This window comes from Streptomyces scabichelini, from assembly GCF_011045015.1.
GTDB classification, from domain to species: domain Bacteria; phylum Actinomycetota; class Actinomycetes; order Streptomycetales; family Streptomycetaceae; genus Streptomyces; species Streptomyces scabichelini.
In genome coordinates this window covers 1-22,216 of record NZ_JAAKZY010000173.1, presented here as the reverse complement: position 1 = coordinate 22,216, position 22,216 = coordinate 1, and the positions used below count along the sequence as shown (strand labels likewise).

The following is a 22,216-nucleotide window of genomic DNA, read 5'->3' as shown; positions in this document are numbered from 1 at the left end:
GGTCCCCAACCCCCGCCCGGTCAGCCGCCTGATCGAGGACTTCGAGGACCAGGTACTGGCGCCCCTGCGCACCGACCTGGAGGAGGCCAAGACCCCGGAACGCCTCGCGGCCCGCCTCGCCGAACCGATCGAGCGGCTGGGGGAGGCGCAGGTCCTCGCGGCGCCGTACGAGGACGTCGCCGCGTGGTTCGAGCAGTTGGAAGCCGTACTGACCGAACTCGCCGAGCACGCACTGGAGTTGGCACCCTCGCAGCCCCTGCCGCCGACGGACGAGTCGGCGGACGACCAGCGCCCGGCAGCCGCGAAGAGCGCCCTCGGGCAGCGCGAAGCCGCCCTCAAGGCCCTGGCCTCCGTCCGGCCGGCACTCCGCGGCAGGGCCCCCGCGCCACCCGCGGGCGCCCAGTCCAGGCAGCCCGGGGCGGACGCTGCCCAACTGCTCTCGGCCCTCAGTCCCGGCCTGAGCGGCCTCTACCCGGCCTGGCGGACGGCCGCCGCCCCCGGTACCCCGCAGCTGCTGCGGGAACTCCTCGCGATGCGCGTGACCGCGGCCCCCTTCGGGAGCACGGCCCCGCTCAAGCCGGTCCAGGACGACAAGGGCCGCGTCATCCGAAGCGCGGACTGGCCCCTCACCGGCTCCGCCCTGGTCAGCATGCGCGTCGTGTTCGACACGGCGGGCAAGGTGCCCGCGCGGGCGGAGTTCCAGTACGTCGAGGGCAGCAGCTCGGACCAGCGGGCGGAGAACCTGCCGGTCCAACAGCCGGTCAACTTCCCCCTCGGCCCGGGCCAGGTGGACCTGTCCACCCGCGCGGGCCAGGACCGCGAACTGAGCTGGCTCAACCGCCGCCCCACCGACTCCCAGGAGCCCGGCGTCACCGCAGTCCTCCATTCGGGCCTGCCCGAACGCACCCTCTTCGTGTCGCGCCCCAATGAGGACGGCCTCGTCCACGTGGGCGTCCACAACGGCGAGTCCCAGCAGGTCGATCTCCGGCCGGGCATCCCGAAGCAGATCACGCACGGCGAGTACGAGGTGAGCCTCAGGTACACCGTCGGCAGCGGGGCGCCCAACGTGGAGATCGTCATCGCCTCGAAGCCGGCACCCACCGACCGCCGCGTGCTGCAACTGGACACCGTGCACGACGGCATCACCGTCGGTAGCTGGGTCGCGATCCAGCGGCCCAAAAAGGGGGCCGAGGACGGCATCCCCGGCGACGCGAAGTTCGCGTTCGTCACCACGAAGGTGGTGGCCGCGCGCACGGCCGCGTACACCAACTACGGCATCACCGGCCGCGGCACCGAACTGGTCCTGGCCGACCCGTGGCTGGACGAGTTCGACGTCCTGCTCTCGCACATCCGGGACACCACCGTGCACGCCGGGGGCGAGCCGCTGCGTCTGGCCGACGAGCCGCTCGGTGAGGACGTGCACGGCAACGAGATCGAACTCGCCGAGCTGTACGACGGCCTGCAGCCGGGCCGGGCGCTGATCGTCGGCGGCGTGCGCGGCGACATCCCCGGCACGGTGGGCGTCGAGGCCACGGAAGTCGTCACCATCGCCGCCGCCGATCCGGCCGTCGACCCCCAACTGCCCGGCGACCACGTCCACACGAAGCTGACGCTGACCACGGACCTCGCGTACCGCTACCGCCGCGGGACCGTGAAGATCCTCGGCAACGTGGTCGAGGCGACGCACGGCGAGGGCCGGGACGAGCCGATCGGCAGCGGTGACTCCGACCGTACGAACCAGACGTTCGCGCTCTGGCAGTCGCCGCTGACCTGGCTCGCCGACGACAACCCCCTCGGCGCCACGCCCGTACTGGAGGTCAGGGTCGACGGACTGCTCTGGCACGAGGTCGACAGCCTCGCCGGACGCGGCCCGCGCGAGCGCGTCTACATCACGGGCAGCACCGCCGACGGCCGTACCACCGTGACCTTCGGCGACGGCGTGCACGGTGCGCGCCTGCCCAGCGGCCACGAGAACGTGCGCGCCCGCTACCGCTTCGGCACCGGCAAGGCGGCCAACGTCGCCGCGGGGCGCATCACCCAGGCCCTCACCCGGCCCCTCGGCGTCTCCGCGGTCACCAACCCGCGCCCGGCCACGGGCGGCGCGGACGCCGACGGTCCCGCGCTGACACGGCGTACGGTCCCGCTCGCCGTCTCGGCCCTCGACCGCCTGGTGTCGGAGGCCGACTACGAGGACTTCGCCCGCTCCCGCGCCGGTATCGGCCGGGCGTCCGCACGCGAACTCTTCGACGGACGGCGGCGCGTGCTGCACGTGACGGTCGCGGGCACGGAGGACGTACCGATCGCGGAAGGCGGCGAGGACTCGGCCCTGTTGCGCTCCCTGCGCGGCGCACTCACCGAGTACGGCGATCCGAACCTCCCGGTCCGCGTGGACGCACGCGAACTCGTCGCGCTGCTCGTGGCCGCGAAGGTGAAGGTCGCACCCGACCACACCTGGGAGGTCGTCGAACCACGCCTGCGCCAGGCGCTGCTGCGCCGACTCGGCTTCGAGGGACGGGAGTTGGGGCAGCCCGCCCGTCTCTCCGAGATCCTGGCCACGGCGCACCAGGTGCCGGGCGTCGACTACGTGGACGTCGACGTCTTCACCGGCATACCCGCCTCCGCGACCGCCGAGGAGCTCACGGAACTGCTCGCGAACCCCGGCGAACCGAAGGCATCGGTCCCGGCACGCCCGGCGACGTACGACGAGAAGATCCACACCGTCCGCGAGAAGGACGGCGAGACGCTGTCGGCGGTCTGCGCCCGCTACGGCGTCCCGCTCGCCGAACTCCTGCGCCTGAACCCCGACATCACCGACACCCGGCGCCTGGAGAGCGGCCGGTCGGTGTTCGTGTTCCGCGGCATCCGCCCGGCGCAGCTCGCGCTGCTGTCGCCGAAGGCCGCGGACACCCTGATTCTGACGGAGGCCAAGTGATGTCCAGGGAACCGGACGGACTCGCCGAACTGCTCCCGCAGTGGCACCGGCTGCGCGACGCGCAAGAAGGGGAAGCGCTGCGCGCCCTGCTCGCGGTCATGGCCGAGCAGATCGACCGCGTACGCGACGGAGTCGAGCAGGGCTACGAGGACCTGTTCGCCGAGACGGCGGCCCCCTGGGTGCTGCCGTACCTCGGCGACCTCGTGGGCTACCGCACGCTGCCGGGTTACGAGCGGGTCCTCACCACGGGCCTGCGCGACGGCAGTTCGGCGGCACTCGCCGAGGCTGTGGCCCCGCGCCGCGATGTGGCCGCCACCGTCGCGAACCGCCGCCGCAAGGGCACACTCCACCTCCTCGAAGAACTCTCCGAGCAGGTGGCCGACTGGCCCGCACGGGCCGTCGAACTGTCCCGCCACGTCGCGCACCAGCAGCCCGTGAAGCTGTACGGCGACGGGGGTGCTCACAGGGCGGGACGCGGCCGTCTCGCCGACCTCAGGGACGGCCCCGCGCTCGACCTGGCGGGCGGCCCCTTCGGCGCGGTGGCCCGCTCGGCCGACGTGCGCAGGGCCGACTCGCGCTACCGGCAAGGGGGTTGGACCCCGGCCGGCGTCGGGCTCTTCGTCTGGCGGCTGAAGGCGTACTCGCTGACGTCCGCCCCGGCGTACTGCATCGACCGCGCCCGCAACCTCTACACCTTCTCCATCCTCGGCAACGACACCCCGCTCGTCACCAAGCCGGAACCGGAACCGTCGGCCACACACATCGCGACGATCGACAACGTCCCTGCCTTCATCCGCCGCCACCAGCTCCACGACCGCCTCGCCGACTACTACGGCCCCGGCAAGAGCTTCGTGATCCGGCGCGACGGCGAGGACAAGCCCGTACCGCTCTCCGACATCGTGGTCGCCGACCTGTCGGAATGGCGCTACCGGCCCAAGCGCGGCCAGGTCGCGGTCGACCCGGAGCTCGGCCGGATCGCGTTCGGTGCGCGGTCCGCGCCGCGGCAGGGCGTGTGGGTCGACTACCACTACGCGTTCGGCGCCGACATGGGTGGCGGCGAGTACGAACGGGACCGCGAGCCCCGGCCGGACGCCACCGTCCTCCGGGTCGGCCCCGGCGAGACGTACCAGCGGATCATGGACGCCTACCGGGACTGGCAGCACGACCGCCGCGCGGGCCGCTGCGGACCCGAGGGCATCATCGAGATCACGCACAGCGGTGCCTACCAGGAGCAACTGGACTTCGACCTCGACCCGGGCGACCGGCTCGAACTGCGCGCGGCCGAGGGCGCCCGGCCGGTGGTCCGGCTGCTCGACTGGTACAGCAACCGCCCCGACGCCCTCAACATCCGTTCGGTCTCGGAGGACTGCGTCCCCGCCGACCGGCCGCGCGTCGTCCTCGACGGGCTGCTCGTCGCCGGCCGGGGCATCAACGTCACCGGCCCGATGGGCGCCGTGGTCGTCCGCCACTGCACCCTCGTGCCCGGCTGGTCCCTGGAGCCCGAGTGCGACCCGCACTCGCCGGAGGAGCCGAGCATCGTCCTGGACCGCACCACCGCGTGCCTCCAGGTCGAGCACAGCATCCTCGGCACGATCGAGGTCATCGGCGACGAGGTCTCCGAGGAACCCCTCGACATCCACCTCCGCGACAGCATCCTGGACGCCACCGCCGACGACCGCGAGGCCCTGTCCGCGCCCGACTGCCGGCACGCCCACGCCGTCCTGCACCTGCACCGGACGACCGTGATCGGCGAGGTGCACACGCATGCCGTGCGGATCGCCGAGAACTCCCTGTTCACCGGCACACTGCACGTGGCCCGGCGCGGCATCGGCCGCGTGCGTTTCAGTTACGTCCCCGCCGGGTCCCGTACGCCGCGCCGGTACCGCTGCCAGCCGGATCTGGCCGGCCCTGCGCAAGCCTCCCGCGTACGACCGCTCTTCACGTCCCAGCGCTACGGGACGCCCTGGTACGGGCAGTTGGCGGACCGGTGTGCCGAGGAGATCCGGCGCGGCGCGGACGACGGGGCCGAACCGGGCGCCTTCCACGACCTGTACCGGCCGCAGCGCGAGGACAGCCTGCGGGCGCGGATCGAGGAGTACACGCCCGCGGGCACGGACGCGGGGATCTTCTTCGTGACCTGAGCCCTCGTGACCTGAGCCCTCGTGAACTGAGTCCTTGCGACCTGAGCCTTCGTACTGGCCTTCGTGACGCGCGCCGACAACGACTTTGTGAACCCGCACTTCTCCGAACCAGGGGGACCCCCTTCATGCACGCAGATCTCTCCCGCTCCACGTTCCGCCCGGAGCGGCACTACTCCGCGGTCATAGCCCAGCAGGGCCGCGTCCAGCTCGACGCCGACGCCAACGAGCAGACCGCCATCCAGCTCCACCAGGCGCGCACCCTCGCCGCCGACCTGATCGGGCAGCACGGCGGGCCGCGCAAGGACGCCGGATTCCGGATCGAGTACGTCGGCGGCAAGCACGACATCGACACCCTGCACATCCACGGCGGCCGTTACTACGTCGACGGCATCCTGTGCGACGCGTACCGCCCGGCACCCGGCACACCCGTACCGGACGAGGGCGAGAACACCGAGGACTCCGCGGACAAGGACGCCGCGCAGCCGCCCGCGTACTGGACCTACTGGGACCAGCCCGACGGCTACCGCGACCCGGAGAAGCCCGGCGACCGGCTGCCGTCGCCCGCGCAGAATCCCTTCCTCGTCTATCTGTCGGTCTGGGAGCGGTCGGTCGGCGCGGCCGAGGACCCGGCGCTGCGCGAGGTCGCCCTCGGCTCGGCGATGCCGGACACCGCCGCCCGTGCCAAGGTCGTCTGGCAGGTCCTGCCGCTCTCCCTCACCGAACTGGACATCGAGGACGCCGAACCGTCGAAGGAGGTCGTCCGCGCCGCCTTCGACAAGTGGGCGCTGCGTCAGTCCGCCCCCTCGGCCCGGCTCGCCGCCCGCAGCGAACGGCCCGACCACGCCGACGAGGACCCGGGCCTGGTCAGGCCCGACGCCCGTTACCGCGGCCCGGAGAACCAGCTGTACCGCGTCGAGGTCCACGAGGGCGGCGAGGCCGGGGAGGCCACGTTCAAGTGGTCCCGCGAGAACGGCTCCGTGGTCTTCCCCGTCGACGAACTGGACGGTACCTGGGTGCAGTTGGCGTCCCACGGGCACGACGACAAGCTGGACCTGGACGTCGGCGACCGCGTGGAGTTCACCGACACCGCGTACGCCTCCCGCCTCGAACCCCTGCCGCTGCTCAGGGTCGAGGAACTGGACCTGCCGGGCCGCCGCGTACGCCTGTCCGCCGAGCCGGAGCAGGGTGTCGGGCGGTTGCCCCGGCTGCACCCGTTCCTGCGGCGCTGGGACCACCGCGAGGGCCCGAAGCGCAAGGGCCGCAGCGCCTCGTCGCGGGGCGGGGCGGTCCGTGTCGAGGAAGGGGAGTGGCTGCCCCTGGAGGACGGCGTCGAGGTCTACTTCGCCAAGGGCGGCACGTACCGCACCGGCGACCACTGGATCGTCCCCGCCCGCACCGCCACCGGCGGCGTCGAATGGCCGGTGGACGCGGCACGCAAGCCCCTGCTTCAGGTACCGGCCGGCATCGCCCGCCACTTCGCGCCGCTCGCTCTGGTGAAGGGCGAGTCCGGCGCCGTGGACCTGCGCCTCGCCTTCGGCGCCCTCGCCAGCAGCATTCCGGCCGCGGACGAGGCGACGCTCGCGGCGGAGGCGCGGGCGCGCGAGGAGGAGGCCGCGGCAGAGTCCTCGGGCAGCAGGTCGCAGACCACAGCGGAGGCCGAGGCCGCCGTGGAAGGAGACAAGTAATGGCGAAGCCACTGACCGCGTCCAAGATGGTGGAGATCCTGCGGGCGGAGGGGCTGACGGTTCACGAGGTACGGAACTGGCGCCGCCACAACCGCAACTCGAAGGGACCCTGGGGCCCGATGAACGGCGTGATGATCCATCACACCGTCACCTCCGGCACCAGTTCCTCCGTGGACCTCTGCTACGACGGCCACTCGAACCTGCCCGGCCCCCTGTGCCACGGCGTCATCGACAAGAAGGGCGAGGTCCACCTCGTCGGCAACGGCCGCGCCAATCACGCCGGCCTCGGCGACGGCGAGGTCCTGCGCGCCGTGATCAACGAGACGAAGCTCCCGCCGGACAACGACGCCGACGCCGACGGCAACCGCCACTTCTACGGCTTCGAGTGCATCAACCTCGGCGACGGCAAGGATCCCTGGCCCGAGGCGCAGAAGGAGGCGATCGAGAAGGTCTCCGCCGCGATCTGCCGTGCCCACGGCTGGTCCGAGCGTTCCGTCATCGGTCACAAGGAGTGGCAGCCGGGCAAGCAGGATCCGCGCGGCTTCACGATGGACGGCATGCGCAGGCGCATCCGGGAGCGGCTGGGCGGCAAGGGCGGCGGAGGGAAGGACCCCGCCCCCGAGCCGAAGCCCGACCCCAAGCCGTCGTACGAGCCGTTCCCGGGCAGCGGCTTCTTCCACATCGGCCGGCAGGACCCGGTGATCACGGCCATGGGCCGCCGCCTGGTCGCCGAGGACTGCGACCGCTACGAGGAGGGCCCGGGCCCCGAGTGGACCGAGGCCGACCGCAAGTCCTACGCCGCCTGGCAGCAGAAACTCGGCTTCAAGGGCAAGGACGCGGACGGCATCCCGGGCAAGGTGAGCTGGGACCGGCTGAAGGTGCCGAAGTCATAACGCTGACGGGCCGCCGTCCGCCCCGCTACTCCTGGCCGGAGTTGCTGGGCGGGTACGGCGGCCGGGCCGGCAACGCCGCGGTGGGGGAGGGGAGCGGAGGCAGTGCCGTCTCGTGCGCCCGAGTGGAAGCGGCCACAGCACCTCTCGTACGCCTCGGGGTGGCCGTGGCAGGAGCTTTCAGGCCGGGCCCGGGCCTGACAGCTGTGAGCGCAGGGAGTCGAGCAGGTCGGCCGTGCCGGTCGCGCGGTCGCGGACCAGGGCGGCGACCGCGAGGACGAGGGCGTCCGTGACGGCGGTGGCGGACAGGATCTCGCCGGTCAGCCGGGTCGGCGAGTTGGGGGCCTGAAGAACCGCCCGCACCCGGTCGCGCAGCTCAGGGCCGAGCGTGCTGGTCACCAGGACGGCGTCCGCACCGGTCCGTGCGGCGTGGTCGAGGACGACCTCCAGGTCACGGCTCAGCCGCCCCGGACTGTAGAGGAGGACGGTGTCCTCGGCGGTCAGCGGCAACAGCTGGTCGGCGAGCTGGAAGCCGGTGGCGCGGGCGCCGCGCGTCACGATGCCGAGCCGGCCCAGGCGGACCGCCGCATACTCGGCGGCCAGCGCCGACACCCCAAGGCCCCAGCTGAGCACGGACCGGGCACCGGCGACCGCTGTCGCGGCCGTGTCGAGCTCGTCGGGATCGAGGAGGGCGGCGGTCTCCCGCAGCACCTCCGCGCCGTCGCCCAGCACCTTGTGCGCCAGGCTTCCGTCGGCGGTCCCGGTCCGCTCGATGCGCTCGGCCATGCGCGCGGAGGGCGGGGTGCGGTCGGTGAGATCACGGGCGAGGTGGCGTTTGAGCTCCGGAAGGCCGGAGTAGCCCAGGGACCTCGCGGTGCGGATGACGGTCGCGTCGCTCGTACCCGTCGCGGCGCCCAGGTCGGTGGCGGTCGCGAACAGGACCTCGCGCGGGCGCTTGAGAACGAACTCGGCCACCCGGCGTTCCGCCGGCTTGAGATCGTCGAGCCGCGCGCTCACCCGGTGCTCGAACGTGTCGCCATGAGGGCTGCTGGGGGGCATGCGATCACCCTAGACGTTGACTGTGTAGTAGTTGCTACTACATTCTTGCCTTCTTGAGAGGAAGGCGAGCGATGAGCGACACGACAGTTCCGGCGGGGACGAGGGCCATACCGATGATCGAGATTTCGGGAGGGCCGAGGGAGCGGGGACGCGTCCACGGCGAGGCCGCCCGTCAGGAGATCGCCCGGTCGATGGCCTACTACGAGGAGGCCTACGGCGCGGCTACCGGGCTCACCTGGGAATCGGTGGTCGACGAGGCCCGCAAGTGGCGTCCGGTCGTCGCCGCGGCCTCCGAGGAACTGCTGGAGGAGATGGCGGGCATCGCGGAGGGGGCCGGGGTGTCGGAGATGGACATCCTCGCGCTCAACGCCCGCGGCGAGATCGTCAGAGCCGCGGACAGCCGTTTCGGCCGGTCGGGGTGGGAGGCGGGGGCGGACGCGGGCCACGATGAGGAAGGCTGCTCGACGTTCGCGATCCTGCCCGGCGGCTCCGGTGTCGACCGGGTCTTCAGCGGCCAGAACTGGGACTGGCGTTCCGGCACGGAGGACACCACGATCGTGATCCGCATCGTGCAGCCCGGAAAGCCGACGATCATCCAGCAAGTCGAGGCCGGACAGGTCGGCCGCCACGGCGCGAACTCGGCCGGCCTGGCGCTCCAGGCCAACGGACTCAGCGGCGACTTCGGCCGGTCGATCGGCCTCCCGCAACCGGTCCTTCGCCGGCTGATCCTCGACAGCGCGATCATGCACGACGCGCTGCAGGCCGCCGTGACCGCCCGGCTGCAGATCGCAGTCAACCTGCTGATGGTCCACCGCGACGGGCTCGCCGTCGCCATGGAGACCACGCCCGGCAGCCATCGGTGGAGCACCGCCCTGCGGGGCCGCGTCGTGCACACCAACCACTACCAGTACGGGGTCCCGGACGAGATCGGCAGCACCTACCGCCCCTCGTCGATGAGTTCCGTCTACCGGCTCCCCCTCATCGAGGCGGGCCTCGCGCGGCTCGACGACGTGGCGACCCCCGACAAGCTCCACCAGGTCGTCCGCGAAGTGCTGAGCGACCACTTCAGTTATCCGTGCTCGGTGTGCGAACACGACGACGACCGGCTGCCCAGGGTCGAGCAGTACAAGACGCTGATGTCCAGCCTCATCGACCTGACGTCAGGCGAGTACCGGGTGACGGGCGGCAACCCGTGCGCCAACGACTACACCCTCGTCCCCTGGAACCTCCACGACGGGCCGGGCGGGCAGTGACCTGAGCCGTTCACTCAGGCCTGAGCCGTCCACTCAGATACGAGTCGGCCTCTCAGGCCGGAATCAGGCGGCGGCCGCGGCGGATACCGGCCCACCGGCCGTCGCTGACGACGACTTCACCGGCCAGCATCACCCAGGAGATCCCCGTCGGAGCCACGTCGGGTTCGAGGTAGTCACCGGGGTGCGAGACGGTCGCCGGGTCGAGGGCCACCAGGTCGGCGACGGCACCCACCGCCACCCGGCCGCGGCCGGGGACGGAGAAGGTGTCGGCGGGCAGCGAGGTCATCCTCCGTACGGCGTCCGCGAGTTCGAGGGTGCGCCGCTCGCGGACATAGCGGCCGAGGACCCGGGGGAACGTTCCGAACAGGCGCGGATGCGGGCGCCCTCCGGTCCCGAACGGGAGCCCGTCCGAACCCACCATCGCTCCCGGCGCGGTCATGGCCACCTCGATATCGCGTTCCTCCATGCAGAAACCGACCATCGTCACCTGCAGCCGCTCCTCGCGCAGCACTTGGACCATCGCGTCGAACGGCGTCATGCCGAGCCGGGCACCGATCTCGTCGAGCGTGCGTCCCTCGTAGGCGTGGCTGCGGGTGCTCGACACCATGATCGAGGAGTAGCCGCCCGCGCCGGCGACGAGGTTCTCCCAGCCGGCGCTGTGCTCGGCCTCGACGGCCGCCCGGATCCTGCGCAGTTCGCCACGGTCGTTCAGCCGCCGCAGCAGGGCGTCCGGCCCTCCCTCGTGCGTCCAGGGCGGCAGGCAGGCGGACAGGTGCGTCGAAGCCGCCTCGTACGGGTACACGTCGTGCGTCACCCGGACCCCGGCGGTCCGGGCGTCGTCGAGCAGCCGGACAGCCTCGGGCATCCGCCCCCAGCTGTCCCGGCCACCGCATTTCAGATGCGAGACCTGCACACGGCAGTCGGCCCGCCTGGCCACGTCCAGCGTCTCCTCGATGCTGGACAGGAGCCGCTCGTTCTCGTCGCGCATGTGCGTGGCGTAGACGCGTCCGTCCGGCAACAGGCCGGCCAGGGAGGCGAGTTCCTCGCGGTCGCTGTACGCCCCGGGCGGGTAGATCAGACCGCTCGACAGCCCGAACACCCCGGCGTCGAGGGCCTCGTGAGCCAGCTCGCGCATCACCGCCAGGTCTTCCGGGGTGGCTCGTGCGTCGCGCATGCCCATGGCGGCGAGCCGGAGGCTGCCGTGACCCACCAGCGGACAGTAGTTGGTGACGTACCCGCGTTCGTCGAGTGCGGTGAAGAGCTCCGTGAAGCTGCGGTAGGGGCGGCCGGGCGCCGGCGAGTCGCCGCAGTTGCCGACGATCTCGGTCGTCACCCCCTGGCGGATCTTGCTCAGGTCGTCGGTCTCCAGGAGCGGCGAGGTGTCGGCGTGCGAGTGCGCGTCGATGAAGCCGGGACAGACCACGAGGCCGGTGGCGTCGACGGCGGCGTACGAGGATGTCCCGCGCGGGATACGTCCCGGAGGCTCGACCGCGGTGATCCGGCCGTCGACGACGAGGACGTCGGCGGCTCGCGGCGGCGCCCCGGTGCCGTCGACGACCGTGGCGCCGTGCACGAGAGTCCCGCCGTGGACGAGAGCCGACGCCATGTCACATCACCCTGGCGAGGAAGGACTTGGTCCGCTCATGGGCCGGGTTCTCCAGCACCTGCCCCGGCGTCCCGTACTCCACGACCCGGCCCTCGTCCATGAACGCGACCGCGTCGCCGACCCGGCGTGCGAAGCCGATCTCATGCGTGACCACGATCATGGTCATCCCGTCGGCCGCGAGCCGGCCCATCACATCGAGGACCTCTCCGACGAGTTCGGGGTCGAGCGCGGAGGTCGGCTCGTCGAAGAGCATCAGCGTCGGCTTCATGGCCAGTGCCCTGGCGATGGCCACGCGCTGCTGCTGGCCGCCCGAGAGCTGTTCGGGATAGGCGTCCGCCTTGGCGGCCAGGCCCACCCGGTCGAGCAGTGCCACGGCCTCCTCGCGGGCACTCGCCTTGGGTACGCCCTTGACCTTCACCGGCGCCTCCATGACGTTGCCGAGCGCCGTCATGTGGGGGAAGAGGTTGAACCGCTGGAAGACCATGCCGATCCGCTCGCGCTGCCTGGCGACCTCGCGCGGGGACAGCTCGTACAGCCGGTTGCCGCGCCGGCGGTAGCCGACGCGCTCGCCCGCGACGGTGAGTTTCCCGCCCGAGATCGGGTGCAGGTGGTTCACGCACCGAAGGAAGGTCGACTTCCCGGACCCGGACGGTCCGACCAGGCACACGACCTCGCCGGACCGGACGGTGAGATCGATCCCGGTGAGCGCTTCGAGATCGCCGTAACGGGCGCGTACCCCCTCGGCGACGACGGCGGGTGTCTCCGTCGTGACGTCGGCGGGTGTTCCCGCGCTCTTGTCGAGGGCGCTCATGCTCCGTTCCTCCGGTTGCTCTGGCGGATGCGCAGGCCGGAGACCAGGGCGGCCGCCAGGCTCTTGCGCTGCGGGGACGAGCCCCGGCCCCGGCTGAAATACGTTTCGATGTAGTGCTGGAGCACCGAGAGAATCGACGTCACCAGCAGGTACCAGAGACTGGCGACCATGAGCAGCGGGATCGTCTGGTACGTCCGGGAGTAGATGATCTGGACGGAGTACAGCAGTTCCTGCATCGCGACCACGCTGGCCATCGAGGACGCCTTGAGCATGCCGATGACCTCGTTGCCGGTCGGCGGGACGATCACCCGCATCGCCTGGGGCAGCACGATCCTTCGCAGGACGAGCGGACGCCGCATGCCGAGAGCGTGCGCGGCCTCCTCCTGGCCGGGGTCGACGGACAGGATGCCGCTCCGGATGATCTCGGCCATGTACGCGGCCTCGTTGAGGCCCAGGCCCAGCAGTGCCGCCACGAACGGGGTGATGATCGAGTTGGCCTGGACGGAGACCAGGTCGGGCCCGAACGGGACACTCAGGCTGACCTGCGGGTACACGGCCTGGAGAAAGTTCCAGAACAACAGCTGGACGAGGACCGGGGTGCCGCGGAAGAACCAGATGTAGACCGAGGCGGTCCGCGCCAGCAGCCGGTTCGGCGACAGCCGCATCACGGCGAGGACCGTGCCGCCGACGATGCCGATGACCATGGCGAGGGCGGTGAGTTCGAGCGTCATGAGCAGACCGCGCAGGACCGACTCGGACGTGAGGTACTGCCGCACGGTCGACCACTGGAAGCGGGGGTTGGTCACCGCGCTGACCAGCAGCTGGGCGGCCAGCACGACGATGACGGTGGAAGCGGCCCAGCGCCACGGGTGGCGGCGGGGCACCACCTGGAGGGATTCGTCGGGCGCCGCCGACGCGGTCGACGCTTCCGTGTGGAGCTGCGCCATACGGCCTCCCAGCTGGAATCGGGCGTGGTGGCCGGTACGAGGGCCCGGCCGACGGACGCGGCTCCATTGACGCCGGATCAGTATCGGAGGGCGCCGGACGCCCTGATGATGTCTTCCAGCACCAAGAACGGGCGCTGAGTTTGAGCCTGAGAACAAAGCCCGTACCGGCGGTGAACAGCGAGTCTGCTGGGCGTGTCTTCCAGATCCCACCCCTCGCCCCCAACGACGTCCTCCACGACCGCCCGGCAGGACGCCGACGAGGCCGCGGCCGGTGCGGCCGTGACCGTACGGCCGGTTTCGGAGGCCGACGCCTGCGTCGACGCGAGCCGGCTTCTCGCCCGCGTCTTCGGCACCTCGTACGACGCGTCGCCCGTCCAGCACGACGTGCTGCGCAGCCTCGCCCACGCCGGCGGGTGTGTGATCGGCGCCTACCGGGACGGCCGGCTGGTCGGCACGGCCGCGTGCGTCGCGGGCGCGCCCCACTCCACCGATCTCTACTCCCTGATCGCCGGAGTCGACGCGGACGTGACGGGCGGCGGCATCGGCTACGCGCTGAAGCTCGCGCAGCGCGCATGGGGACTCGACCGCGGGGCCACCACCATGCGCTGGACCTTCGACCCGCTGCTCCGCCGGAACGCGTACTTCAACCTCACCCGCCTCGGAGCGGTGGCGTCCGCGTACATCCCCGACTTCTACGCGCCCCTGAACGACGCCGTGAACCGCAACGACCTCACCGACCGGCTGGTGGCCCGCTGGACCCTGGACCGCCCGGTCGGCGCCCGCCCGCCGGCAGAGGAGCCGGCCGACGCGCGCACGATCCTGCGACCGGTCGAGGGGTTGCCCGTCCTCGGCGAGCCCGACGGCGAAGCCGTCCTCAAACTCTGGGTGCCCCGCGACGCCGAGGCACTGCGCGGGACCAGCCCCGACCGGGCGCGACGGTGGCGGCACGCCGTCCGTGAGGCGTTCACGGCCGCCGTCGACCAGGGCTACACGGCGCGCGGCATGACACGGGACGGCTGGTACCTGCTCGTACGGGACACGCGGGCGGCGCAGGACGGCCCGGCACGGGACAGGGAGGTCGCATGATGGCGGCGGCCTTCGAGTTCGCCCGTATCCATCGGCTGCGGATGCCCCTGGTCACTCCCTTCCGTACCTCCATGGCCACCGAGACACACCGCGAACTCCTGCTGCTGCAACTGCGCGTCGACGGCGTCGACGGCTGGGCGGAGTGCGCGGCCGACCCGGAGCCCCTCTACTACGCGGAGTACATCGGCGGTGTCGCCGACCTGCTCACGACGCGAGTGCTGCCCATGATCGGCGCGCTTCCCCGGCTCACCTCCGCGGCCGTGGCGCAGTGCCTGACCGGCGTCCCGGGCAATCCGCTGCTCAAGGCGGTGGTGAGCGGTGCCGTACTCGACGCCGAGCTGAAGCGGGCGGGGATGCCGCTGGCCGACTTCCTCGGCGCGACCCGCTCCGAAGTTCCGGTGGGCGTCTCCATCGGCATCCAGCCGGACACCGGAACCCTCCTGACGTCCGTCGAGGGCTACCTCGCCGAGGGCTACCAGCGGATCAAGCTGAAGATCCGCCCCGGTGCGGACCTGGAACCGCTGCGCGCGGTGCGCCGGGCCTTCGGGGACGACCTAGCCCTTCAGGCCGACGCCAACCAGGCGTACACCACCGCGGACGTCACGCACCTGCGCCGGTTCGACGAACTCGGCCTGCAGATGCTGGAGCAGCCCTTCCCGGCGGAACAACTCCTCGCACACGCCCGCCTCACCCAGGTGATCGACACCCCCGTCTGCCTCGACGAGTCCGTCACAGGACCGGACAGCGCGGCCACCGCCCTGGCCCTGGGCGCGGCGAGCATCGTCAACATCAAGCCCGCCAGGGTCGGCGGCTATCCGGCGGCCCGCGCCATCCACGACCTGTGCCGGTCCCAGGGCGTGCCCGTGTGGTGCGGCGGGGTCCTGGAGTCCGGTGTCGGGCGCGCCGGGAACCTCGCCCTTGCGGCCCTGCCGGGCTTCACCTTCCCCGGAGACATCTCGGCGACGCGCCGCTACTTCGCCGAGGACATCACCGCACCGTTCGAACTCACCGACGGACACCTCACGGTGCCCACCGGACCAGGTCTCGGAGTCAGCGTCGATCTCGAGGCACTGCGGCGGTTCACCGTCAGCACCACCGAAGTGACGGCATCGTCCCTGCCGGCCCCGTCCCCCGCTCATCAGTGAAGAGGCCCACGATGAACATCCTCAGACATCGATCCCCGCGCACCACGTACGGCTACCTCGCGATGGCGTCGGCCGGTACGCTCCTGCTCGCCGCCTGCGGTTCCGGAGGCAGCACGTCCGCCGCTCCCGCCGAGAGCTCCGAGAAGCTCGACGTCGACCCCGCCGCGGCGAAGCTGCTGCCCGCCGACATCAAGAAGGCGGGCGTCCTGCGGGTGGCGACCGATGCCACGTACCCGCCGTTCGAGTACTTCGACACGGACAACAAGACGATCATCGGCGCCGACGCGGACTTCGCGCAGGCGCTCGGCGACGTCCTCGGCGTGAAGGTCACGCTCACGAACGTGTCCTTCGACGGCCTCATCCCCACGCTCGACTCCGGCAAGGCCGACCTGGCCGCCGCGGGCATGGCCGACAAGGAGGAACGCCGCAAGCTGATCACCTTCGTCGACTATGCGCGCAACGACCCCGCGTTCCTGCTCAAGCCCGGCGACACCTCGATCAAGACCTTCGCCGACCTCTGCGGCAAGAACGTCGCGGTGCAGAGTGCGACCTCGATGGCGGACAACCTCGTCACACAGTCGAAGCTGTGCACCGACAAGGGCGAGAAACCGGTGGCCATCAAGGAGTACAAGGGCCAGGACCAGGCGATCCTCGCCGTGCAGAGCGGACGTGCGGTCGCGGCGGTCAGCACCGGCGGCTCGGGTGCCTATCTCGTCGACCAGGCCCAGGGACAACTCGAGATCGTCATCCCTCCGGACGAGCTCTCCGAAGACGTACCGCTGGGTCTCGCCGTGCCGAAGGCGGACACCGAGCTGGTCAAGGCGGTGCACGCGGCGATGGCACGGCTCATCGACGACGGCACCTACGCGAAGATCATGAAGAAGTGGGGGCTGACGAAGTGCTGCTCCTACACCGAGAAGACCGTCGACAACGCGAAGTTCTGACGGCCAGCATCCCCGGCACGAGCCGAGTCGTCACCGGAACGGGGCGAGTATCCGCATCTGCAGCCAGACGGCCAGCCGGAACTCCGGTTCGGACAGGTCCAGGTCGAACAGCTCGGACAACCGGCGCAGCCGGTACCGGAACGTGTTGACGTGGACGGTCAGCCGCTGAGCGGCGACGAGCGCGTCACCGCCGGAGTCCAGATGGACGCGCAGTGTCGCGAGGTACTCGGTCCCGTGGACCCGGTCGTACTCGAGGATCCGGGTCAGCACGGGCAGGGGACGCGTCCGGCTCGCCCAGGCCGATTCGGCCAGCTCCTCCAGCGCAAGGACCTCCCGGCTCGCCGCGATGTCCAGGACCGGTCCACGCTCCGGGCGGTGCAGCAGCGCGCGCAGTCCCCGTTCGGTCTCACTGCGGCCTGCCGTCACCTCCTGTACCGAGGTGACGGCGTCGCCGACGGCCGCGATGAGCTTGACTCCCAGGCTGCTCCGCGCGCTGTCGATGATCTGGCGTGCGAGGAAGACGAGTTGGTCCCGGGGGAGGAGCGCCGCGGGCAGCAGCGCCAGAACGGTGTCGTCGAAGGCGGTGCAGGCGGCCTTCTTGTGGTGCGACTCGCAGAACACCGCGACCAGGTCCATGACCCGTGCGCTGTCGACGACCTCCCCGGGCCGCGCGTTCATCCGGAAACCCAGGAGGACCGCCGGCTTCTTGGGACTGAGCGGGAATTCCGAGGGCGTATCGCGGTCCGGGGCCCGCGAGGAGAGGAGGCCGGTCAGCCACTCGCTGCGGCGAACGCGCTTCAGATCGGTGGTCGTGCCGCCGTGCAGCAGGTGCATGGCCACGATGCCCGTCACCGAGGACAGGGTCTGCCCGGCCACGACTGCATCGATGCCGCCGCTGTCGATCGCCCAGATCGAGCCGAGTACGCGGGAACCGGCCCGCACGGACACGGCGAGGCGCGCGAAGTCGCCCCCTCGCTCCGGATAGGCGGGGAAGCCGGCCGGCCCGTCCCGGTGCGCCAGGACCCGGTACTCGTCGGAGTACAGCGGGTCGTCGGGCACCTGCCGGCCGAGGATCGTACGGCGCCGGCAGCTGTCGATGGGCTGCCCCTCGATGTTGGAGTAGGCCAGGAGCCGGCGGTCGACGTCCTCGATGGTGATCGCGCTCCCCACCATGGCCGCCACCGCGTTGGCCAGGGAGAACAGGTCGCCGATCGCGACCCGCGACAGATCGGGCACGTTCGTCCGGCCGGCCTCGCTCGCCACGATGGCGGAGATCAGGGAGTCCAGATGACGCCACGGCGTGTCATCGGGGGCGAGCAGCACGGGGATGCCGGCCTCGGCGGCGCACCGGCGCCAGCGGTCCGGGTCTTCGCCGTACGCCTTGACGACCGCGGCGGCGTAACCGAGCCGGGCTGCCTCGTGAAGGGCGCCACGAGCCGCGGCCACGCTCGACCGCCCGCCCACCATGAGGAGGATCGAGTGCGATCCGGGCGGCGGCTCGGACTCCGCGTCCCAGATGACAGGGTCACCGATGCTCGGATCGGCGTCCGCCGGCAGGTGCAGCGGCCGCAGCAGTTCGGCACCGAGGGCCGCGACCAGCGACGCGACCCCGGTCTGGGGTGCGGTCATGGTCATGGCGGCACCTTATCGACTTGCTGTTACCGGCTTGTTTTCGGCCACGGCCGATCCTTCACCCCCAAAGACAGGACCGCCCCTTGACCTCGCAGACCCCCCTCCTTGCGACCGCCGACATCGTGTCGCTCACCCGCGCCCTGGTCGACACCCCTTCCGAGAGCGGCGAAGAGGCCGAACTCGCCGACGCCGTCGAGGCCATGCTGCGCGCTCTGCCGCACCTGACGGTCGAGCGGATCGGCAACTCCGTCGTGGGCCGTACCGACCTGGACCGCGACGAGCGTGTGATCATCGCCGGGCACCTCGACACGGTCCCGGCGGCCGGCAACCTCCCCTCCCGTCTGGACGGGGAGTCGCTCTACGGTCTCGGAGCCTGCGACATGAAGGGCGGCGTCGCAGTCGCCCTCCGCCTGGCGGCGACGATCAGCGCTCCGACGCGCGACGTGACGTACGTCTTCTACGAATGCGAGGAGGTCCCCGGCGACCGCAACGGACTCGCCCGGATGGCGGCCGGCCACCCCGACCTGCTCCAGGCCGACCTGGCGATCCTCATGGAACCCTCCGACGCCGGAGTCGAGGCGGGCTGCCAGGGCGCGCTGACGGCCGACATCACCGTGCGCGGCGAACGTGCGCACACCGCCAGGTCCTGGATGGGCGTCAACGCCGCGCACCGCGCCGCGGCCGTCCTCCGGCGCCTCGACGACCACACCGCCGAACGAGTCGTGATCGACGGCCTGGAATACCGCGAGGGGCTCAACGCCGTCGCCGTGCGCTCGGGCGTCGCCGACAACGTCGTCCCCGACACCTGCGTGATCACGGTCAACCTGCGCTTCGCACCCAGCCGTTCACCCGAACAGGCCGAGGCGTATGTACGCGATCTCTTCCCCGAGTACGAGATCGAGACCACCGAGATCACACCGGGCGCCCACCCGGGCCTCGCCCTGACCGCGGTTGCCTCACTCGTCGAGGCCCTGAACGTGACGCCCCGCCCCAAGCTGGGCTGGACAGACGTCGCCCGCTTCACCTCGCTCGGTGTACCGGCCCTCAACTACGGCCCCGGCGACCCGACTCTCGCGCACACCGTCGGCGAGTACGTCCCCGTCGCACAGCTGCGGCAGTGCGAGACGAGTCTCGCAAACTGGCTCGGCGGCTGATGCGGGGCCCGCATGTCGTTACGCTGCCGTGTGCGACCGCGCAGCGGAGGGGTTGTGGACTGCTGCCGAAGTGCTGCCGAAGTACTGAGCGGTAGCGACCCTGGTGGGCGTGGGTGAGTGCTGGACTGGGTTCCGGCCTACTCATACGAGCAATCTTCTGCTGCTGCGGCGTGCTCTGGGCCCTGTCACGAGAGGGGAACGAGAGTTCTTGGGTCGAATGGGTGACCTTTGCGGGTGTTGCTCGTTGACTGCCGTGACGGGGATCTTCGGCCGGACGGCGGTGAACGGGTGGGCGGGCTAAGGGAGTTGGCCGCGTCGTTTGTGGTGCCCGCACCGGCCGGGGTGGCGATCCGGGACCGGCTGCGGGTGAGCGAGGCGGATGCGAGGGTGCTGACCGAGGTCGGGACATTCCTGGGTTCGCTGGCCGCCGGGGATCTCGCGGAACGCTCCCGGCAGGGGCTGGCGCATGACGCGGCCGGGTGGGCGGTGCGCAAGCGCGAGCTGACGGGCAGGTCGTCGGCGCGCTGGGCGGGCAGCATCGCCAAGGCCACCCATGACCAGTGGGCGCTGGCCCGGCGCGGGCAGGCGGCGCACATGCGCTGGCTGCGCGGGCAGATTGCCTCCATGGAGGCGCGGCTGGCGCGTCCGCTGGGCACCAAGGCGAACCAGCGGGAAGGCCTGGCGCGCGGCTACGGCTCACGGCGTGAGTGGCATGCCAAGTCCCGTCGCCTGCACACCCTGAAGGCGCGGCTGGTCGCGGTGGAGGCGGACTGGAAGGCGGGTCGGGTGCGGGTGGTGCGCGGCGGCAAGCAGCTCGCGAACGCCCGCCACCACCTTCAGGCGGCCGGGCTGGACGAAGCGGCGTGGCGGGCACGCTGGCAGGCGGCGCGGATGTTCCTGGCCGCGGACGGGGAGTCGGGCAAACGCTTCGGCAACGAGACCCTCCGCGTCACCGACACCGGACAGGTCTCGGTCAAGCTCCCGGCTGCGCTGGCCCATCTCGCCAACGCGCCGCACGGCCGGTACGTGCTGGACGCGACCGTACGGTTCCAGCACCGGGGGCAGGAGTGGCTTGATCGGATCGCCGCGAGCCGGGCGGTGGCCTACCGCATCCACCACGACGTACTGCGCGGCCGCTGGTACCTCACCGCGTCCTGGCAGCGCGCCGCCGCCCCGGTCCTGGCACTGGACGCGGCGCTGGTCCGGGGTGTGGTGGGGGTGGACATGAACGACGACCACCTGGCCGCCTGGCGCCTGGATGTGCACGGCAACCCCGTCGGCGAGCCACAGCGCTTCTACTACGATCTCGCGGGCAACGCAGATCACCGGGACGCGCAGATCCGGCACGCACTGAGCCGGCTGCTGCACTACACCCAACGCTGCGGCGCGGCGGCGATCGCCCTGGAGGACCTCGACTTCACCGACGGCACAAGCCGGGAGAGGCACGGCCGCAACAAACGCTTCCGCCGCCTGCTCGCCCGCTTTCCCACCGCGAAACTCAAGGCCCGGCTGGTGTCGATGGCTGCCGAGCAGGACATCGCCGTCGTCGCGGTCGACTCGGCGTACACATCCCGGTGGGGTGCCCAGCACTGGCAGAAGCCGCTGACCACCCCGGCTCGCATGATTTCCCGGCACGATGCGGCGAGCATCGCAGTCGGGCGACGCGCCCTCGGGCACCCGATCAGGCGACGGACGGCACCGCCCCCACAGCACCAGAGCGATGCTGCGGGGCATCGGACCGTCCAGGCCCGACCGGAGACCCGGCGGCGCGAGGAACCCCGCCCCCACCTGCCCGGACCGCGCACCGGATGCGCGCCGCCCGGTGGTGGAGCGAAAGCGGGCGACCAGTGTGCCCAAAACCGTTCGGGGCGCGCGGCTGAGCATGAATCCTGGCACCAGGACTCACTCCCACTCAGTCTTTAGTCAGGAACGGTGGAGCATGCACTGGTCAGAGCACGCCGTCTGGTGGCACGTCTACCCGCTGGGGTTCACCGGCGCGGAACGCGAGGCCCTGCCCGCCTCCGCGCCCCCCGTTCCCCGGCTGGCCCGCCTGGACCCCTGGCTCGACTACCTCGTCGAACTCGGCTGCAACGGCCTGCTCCTGGGACCGGTGTTCGCCTCCGAGACACACGGCTACGACACCGTCGACCACTTCCGCGTCGATCCCCGGCTCGGCGAGGAGCGCGACCTGCTGCGGCTCGTCGAGCGGGCTTCGGACAAGGGCGTACAGGTCGTCCTCGACGGCGTGTTCAACCATGTGGGACGCGGTTTCCCCGCCTTCGCCGACGTGGTCGCGAACGGACCGCGCTCCCCGTACGCCACCTGGTTCGCCACCGACTCGGACGGGGAGCACCGAACCTTCGAGGGCCACCACCACCTCGTCGAGTTCGACCACACCGAACCGGCCGTCGCCGACTACGTGACCGACGTGATGACCCACTGGCTGGAGCGCGGCATCGCGGGCTGGCGCCTGGACGCCGCGTACGCCGTCCCGCAGGCGTTCTGGCGCACGGTGACCGACCGGGTGCGCGCCCGCTTCCCGGACGCCTGGCTGACCGGCGAGGTCCTCCACGGCGACTACACCGGCTTCGTGAAGCACGGCGGCTTCGACTCGGTCACCCAGTACGAGCTGTGGAAGGCGATCTGGAGCTCGCTCAACGACCACAACCTCTTCGAGCTGGCCTGGTCCCTCGACCGCCACAACACCCTCCTGGAGACCTTCGCCCCGCAGACGTTCGTCGGCAACCACGACGTGACCCGCATCGCCAGCCGCCTCGCCGACGAACGCCACCTCGCGCTCGCCCTGGCCATCCTGTTCACGGTCGGCGGCGTACCCACGGTGTACGCGGGCGACGAGCAGGCGTTCCGAGGCATCAAGGAGGAACGGGAAGGCGGCGACGACGAGATCCGCCCACCGTTCCCCGACCACCC

Annotated in this window: 16 protein-coding genes; 11 read left to right on the top strand and 5 right to left on the bottom strand. The window is 71.4% G+C overall.

The features are described 5' to 3' along the window. From G5C60_RS37570 to G5C60_RS37555, 4 genes are all read left to right on the top strand, one after another. Positions 1-2,932: putative baseplate assembly protein (locus G5C60_RS37570; RefSeq protein ID WP_165266318.1), on the top strand; the 2,932-nt coding region annotated here is incomplete at its 5' end. Then, on the top strand, positions 2,932-5,073 hold the full coding sequence (locus G5C60_RS37565) for a hypothetical protein (protein WP_165266316.1): 2,142 nt from the start codon (positions 2,932-2,934) through the stop codon (positions 5,071-5,073). The genes G5C60_RS37570 and G5C60_RS37565, both read left to right, overlap by 1 nt. A gap of 125 nt (positions 5,074-5,198) precedes the next feature. After that, positions 5,199-6,758 carry a DUF6519 domain-containing protein gene (locus G5C60_RS37560; protein WP_165266314.1) on the top strand — a complete coding sequence of 520 codons (1,560 nt, stop codon included), beginning with the start codon at positions 5,199-5,201 and terminating at the stop codon, positions 6,756-6,758. Beyond that, the gene (locus G5C60_RS37555) at positions 6,758-7,651 is read left to right on the top strand and encodes a peptidoglycan-binding protein (protein ID WP_165266312.1); all 894 of its coding nucleotides are present in this window, start codon (positions 6,758-6,760) and stop codon (positions 7,649-7,651) included. The genes G5C60_RS37560 and G5C60_RS37555 overlap by 1 nt, the downstream gene beginning before the upstream one ends. A gap of 177 nt (positions 7,652-7,828) precedes the next feature. Here the strand turns inward: G5C60_RS37555 and G5C60_RS37550 are convergent, their stop codons facing one another. After that, the gene (locus tag G5C60_RS37550) at positions 7,829-8,707 is read right to left on the bottom strand and encodes a MurR/RpiR family transcriptional regulator (protein ID WP_165266310.1); all 879 of its coding nucleotides are present in this window, start codon (positions 8,705-8,707) and stop codon (positions 7,829-7,831) included. A 71-nt stretch (positions 8,708-8,778) separates the two neighbouring features. Here G5C60_RS37550 and G5C60_RS37545 point away from each other — a divergent pair, with 71 nt between their 5' ends. Further along, positions 8,779-9,960 (top strand): C45 family autoproteolytic acyltransferase/hydrolase, encoded by a 1,182-nt coding sequence (locus G5C60_RS37545; protein ID WP_165266308.1) that lies wholly within the window; start codon positions 8,779-8,781, stop codon positions 9,958-9,960. A 52-nt stretch (positions 9,961-10,012) separates the two neighbouring features. Here G5C60_RS37545 and G5C60_RS37540 read toward each other — a convergent pair whose 3' ends face one another. From G5C60_RS37540 to G5C60_RS37530, 3 genes are read right to left on the bottom strand one after another with little or no spacing between them, the layout of a single operon-like run. Beyond that, entirely contained in the window at positions 10,013-11,566 is a 1,554-nt protein-coding gene (locus G5C60_RS37540) for an N-acyl-D-amino-acid deacylase family protein (protein WP_165266306.1), read from the bottom strand. Between the two features lies 1 nt (position 11,567). Continuing rightward, positions 11,568-12,377, bottom strand: coding sequence for an amino acid ABC transporter ATP-binding protein (locus G5C60_RS37535; RefSeq protein ID WP_165266304.1), 810 nt, complete (start codon positions 12,375-12,377; stop codon positions 11,568-11,570). Beyond that, positions 12,374-13,324: an amino acid ABC transporter permease gene (locus G5C60_RS37530; protein WP_165266302.1), complete on the bottom strand. Its 951-nt coding sequence runs from the start codon at positions 13,322-13,324 to the stop codon at positions 12,374-12,376. The genes G5C60_RS37535 and G5C60_RS37530 overlap by 4 nt, the downstream gene beginning before the upstream one ends. A gap of 192 nt (positions 13,325-13,516) precedes the next feature. On the opposite strand from G5C60_RS37530, the gene G5C60_RS37525 reads away from it, so the two are divergent. Genes G5C60_RS37525 through G5C60_RS37515 form a run of 3 tightly spaced genes read left to right on the top strand, consistent with a single transcriptional unit; the run spans position 13,517 to position 16,499 of the window. After that, entirely contained in the window at positions 13,517-14,410 is an 894-nt protein-coding gene (locus G5C60_RS37525) for a hypothetical protein (protein ID WP_165266300.1), read from the top strand. Further along, entirely contained in the window at positions 14,407-15,555 is a 1,149-nt protein-coding gene (gene menC, locus G5C60_RS37520) for an o-succinylbenzoate synthase (RefSeq protein ID WP_241267355.1), read from the top strand. Before G5C60_RS37525 ends, menC begins: the two co-directional genes overlap by 4 nt. Before the next feature lie 11 nt (positions 15,556-15,566). After that, entirely contained in the window at positions 15,567-16,499 is a 933-nt protein-coding gene (locus G5C60_RS37515) for an ABC transporter substrate-binding protein (protein ID WP_165266298.1), read from the top strand. 30 nt (positions 16,500-16,529) lie between these two features. Here the strand turns inward: G5C60_RS37515 and G5C60_RS37510 are convergent, their stop codons facing one another. Then, positions 16,530-18,134, bottom strand: coding sequence for a PucR family transcriptional regulator (locus G5C60_RS37510; protein ID WP_206440456.1), 1,605 nt, complete (start codon positions 18,132-18,134; stop codon positions 16,530-16,532). A gap of 80 nt (positions 18,135-18,214) precedes the next feature. On the opposite strand from G5C60_RS37510, the gene dapE reads away from it, so the two are divergent. The 3 genes from dapE to G5C60_RS37495 form a co-directional block, all read left to right on the top strand. After that, positions 18,215-19,285, top strand: coding sequence for a succinyl-diaminopimelate desuccinylase (gene dapE / locus G5C60_RS37505; RefSeq protein ID WP_165266294.1), 1,071 nt, complete (start codon positions 18,215-18,217; stop codon positions 19,283-19,285). A 306-nt stretch (positions 19,286-19,591) separates the two neighbouring features. Continuing rightward, positions 19,592-21,208 (top strand): transposase, encoded by a 1,617-nt coding sequence (locus G5C60_RS37500; protein ID WP_206440455.1) that lies wholly within the window; start codon positions 19,592-19,594, stop codon positions 21,206-21,208. 16 nt (positions 21,209-21,224) lie between these two features. Next, positions 21,225-22,216: alpha-amylase family glycosyl hydrolase (locus G5C60_RS37495; protein ID WP_165266292.1), on the top strand; the 992-nt coding region annotated here is incomplete at its 3' end.

Coding starts and splice junctions, on each gene's coding strand:
- G5C60_RS37550 (WP_165266310.1), bottom strand. CDS start 8,707: ATGCCCCCCAGCAGCCCTCATGGCGACACGTTCGAGCACCGGGTGAGC.
- G5C60_RS37545 (WP_165266308.1), top strand. CDS start 8,779: ATGAGCGACACGACAGTTCCGGCGGGGACGAGGGCCATACCGATGATC.
- G5C60_RS37515 (WP_165266298.1), top strand. CDS start 15,567: ATGAACATCCTCAGACATCGATCCCCGCGCACCACGTACGGCTACCTC.
- menC (WP_241267355.1), top strand. CDS start 14,407: ATGATGGCGGCGGCCTTCGAGTTCGCCCGTATCCATCGGCTGCGGATG.
- G5C60_RS37535 (WP_165266304.1), bottom strand. CDS start 12,377: ATGAGCGCCCTCGACAAGAGCGCGGGAACACCCGCCGACGTCACGACG.
- G5C60_RS37565 (WP_165266316.1), top strand. CDS start 2,932: ATGTCCAGGGAACCGGACGGACTCGCCGAACTGCTCCCGCAGTGGCAC.
- G5C60_RS37530 (WP_165266302.1), bottom strand. CDS start 13,324: ATGGCGCAGCTCCACACGGAAGCGTCGACCGCGTCGGCGGCGCCCGAC.
- G5C60_RS37510 (WP_206440456.1), bottom strand. CDS start 18,134: ATGACCATGACCGCACCCCAGACCGGGGTCGCGTCGCTGGTCGCGGCC.
- G5C60_RS37540 (WP_165266306.1), bottom strand. CDS start 11,566: ATGGCGTCGGCTCTCGTCCACGGCGGGACTCTCGTGCACGGCGCCACG.
- G5C60_RS37555 (WP_165266312.1), top strand. CDS start 6,758: ATGGCGAAGCCACTGACCGCGTCCAAGATGGTGGAGATCCTGCGGGCG.
- G5C60_RS37560 (WP_165266314.1), top strand. CDS start 5,199: ATGCACGCAGATCTCTCCCGCTCCACGTTCCGCCCGGAGCGGCACTAC.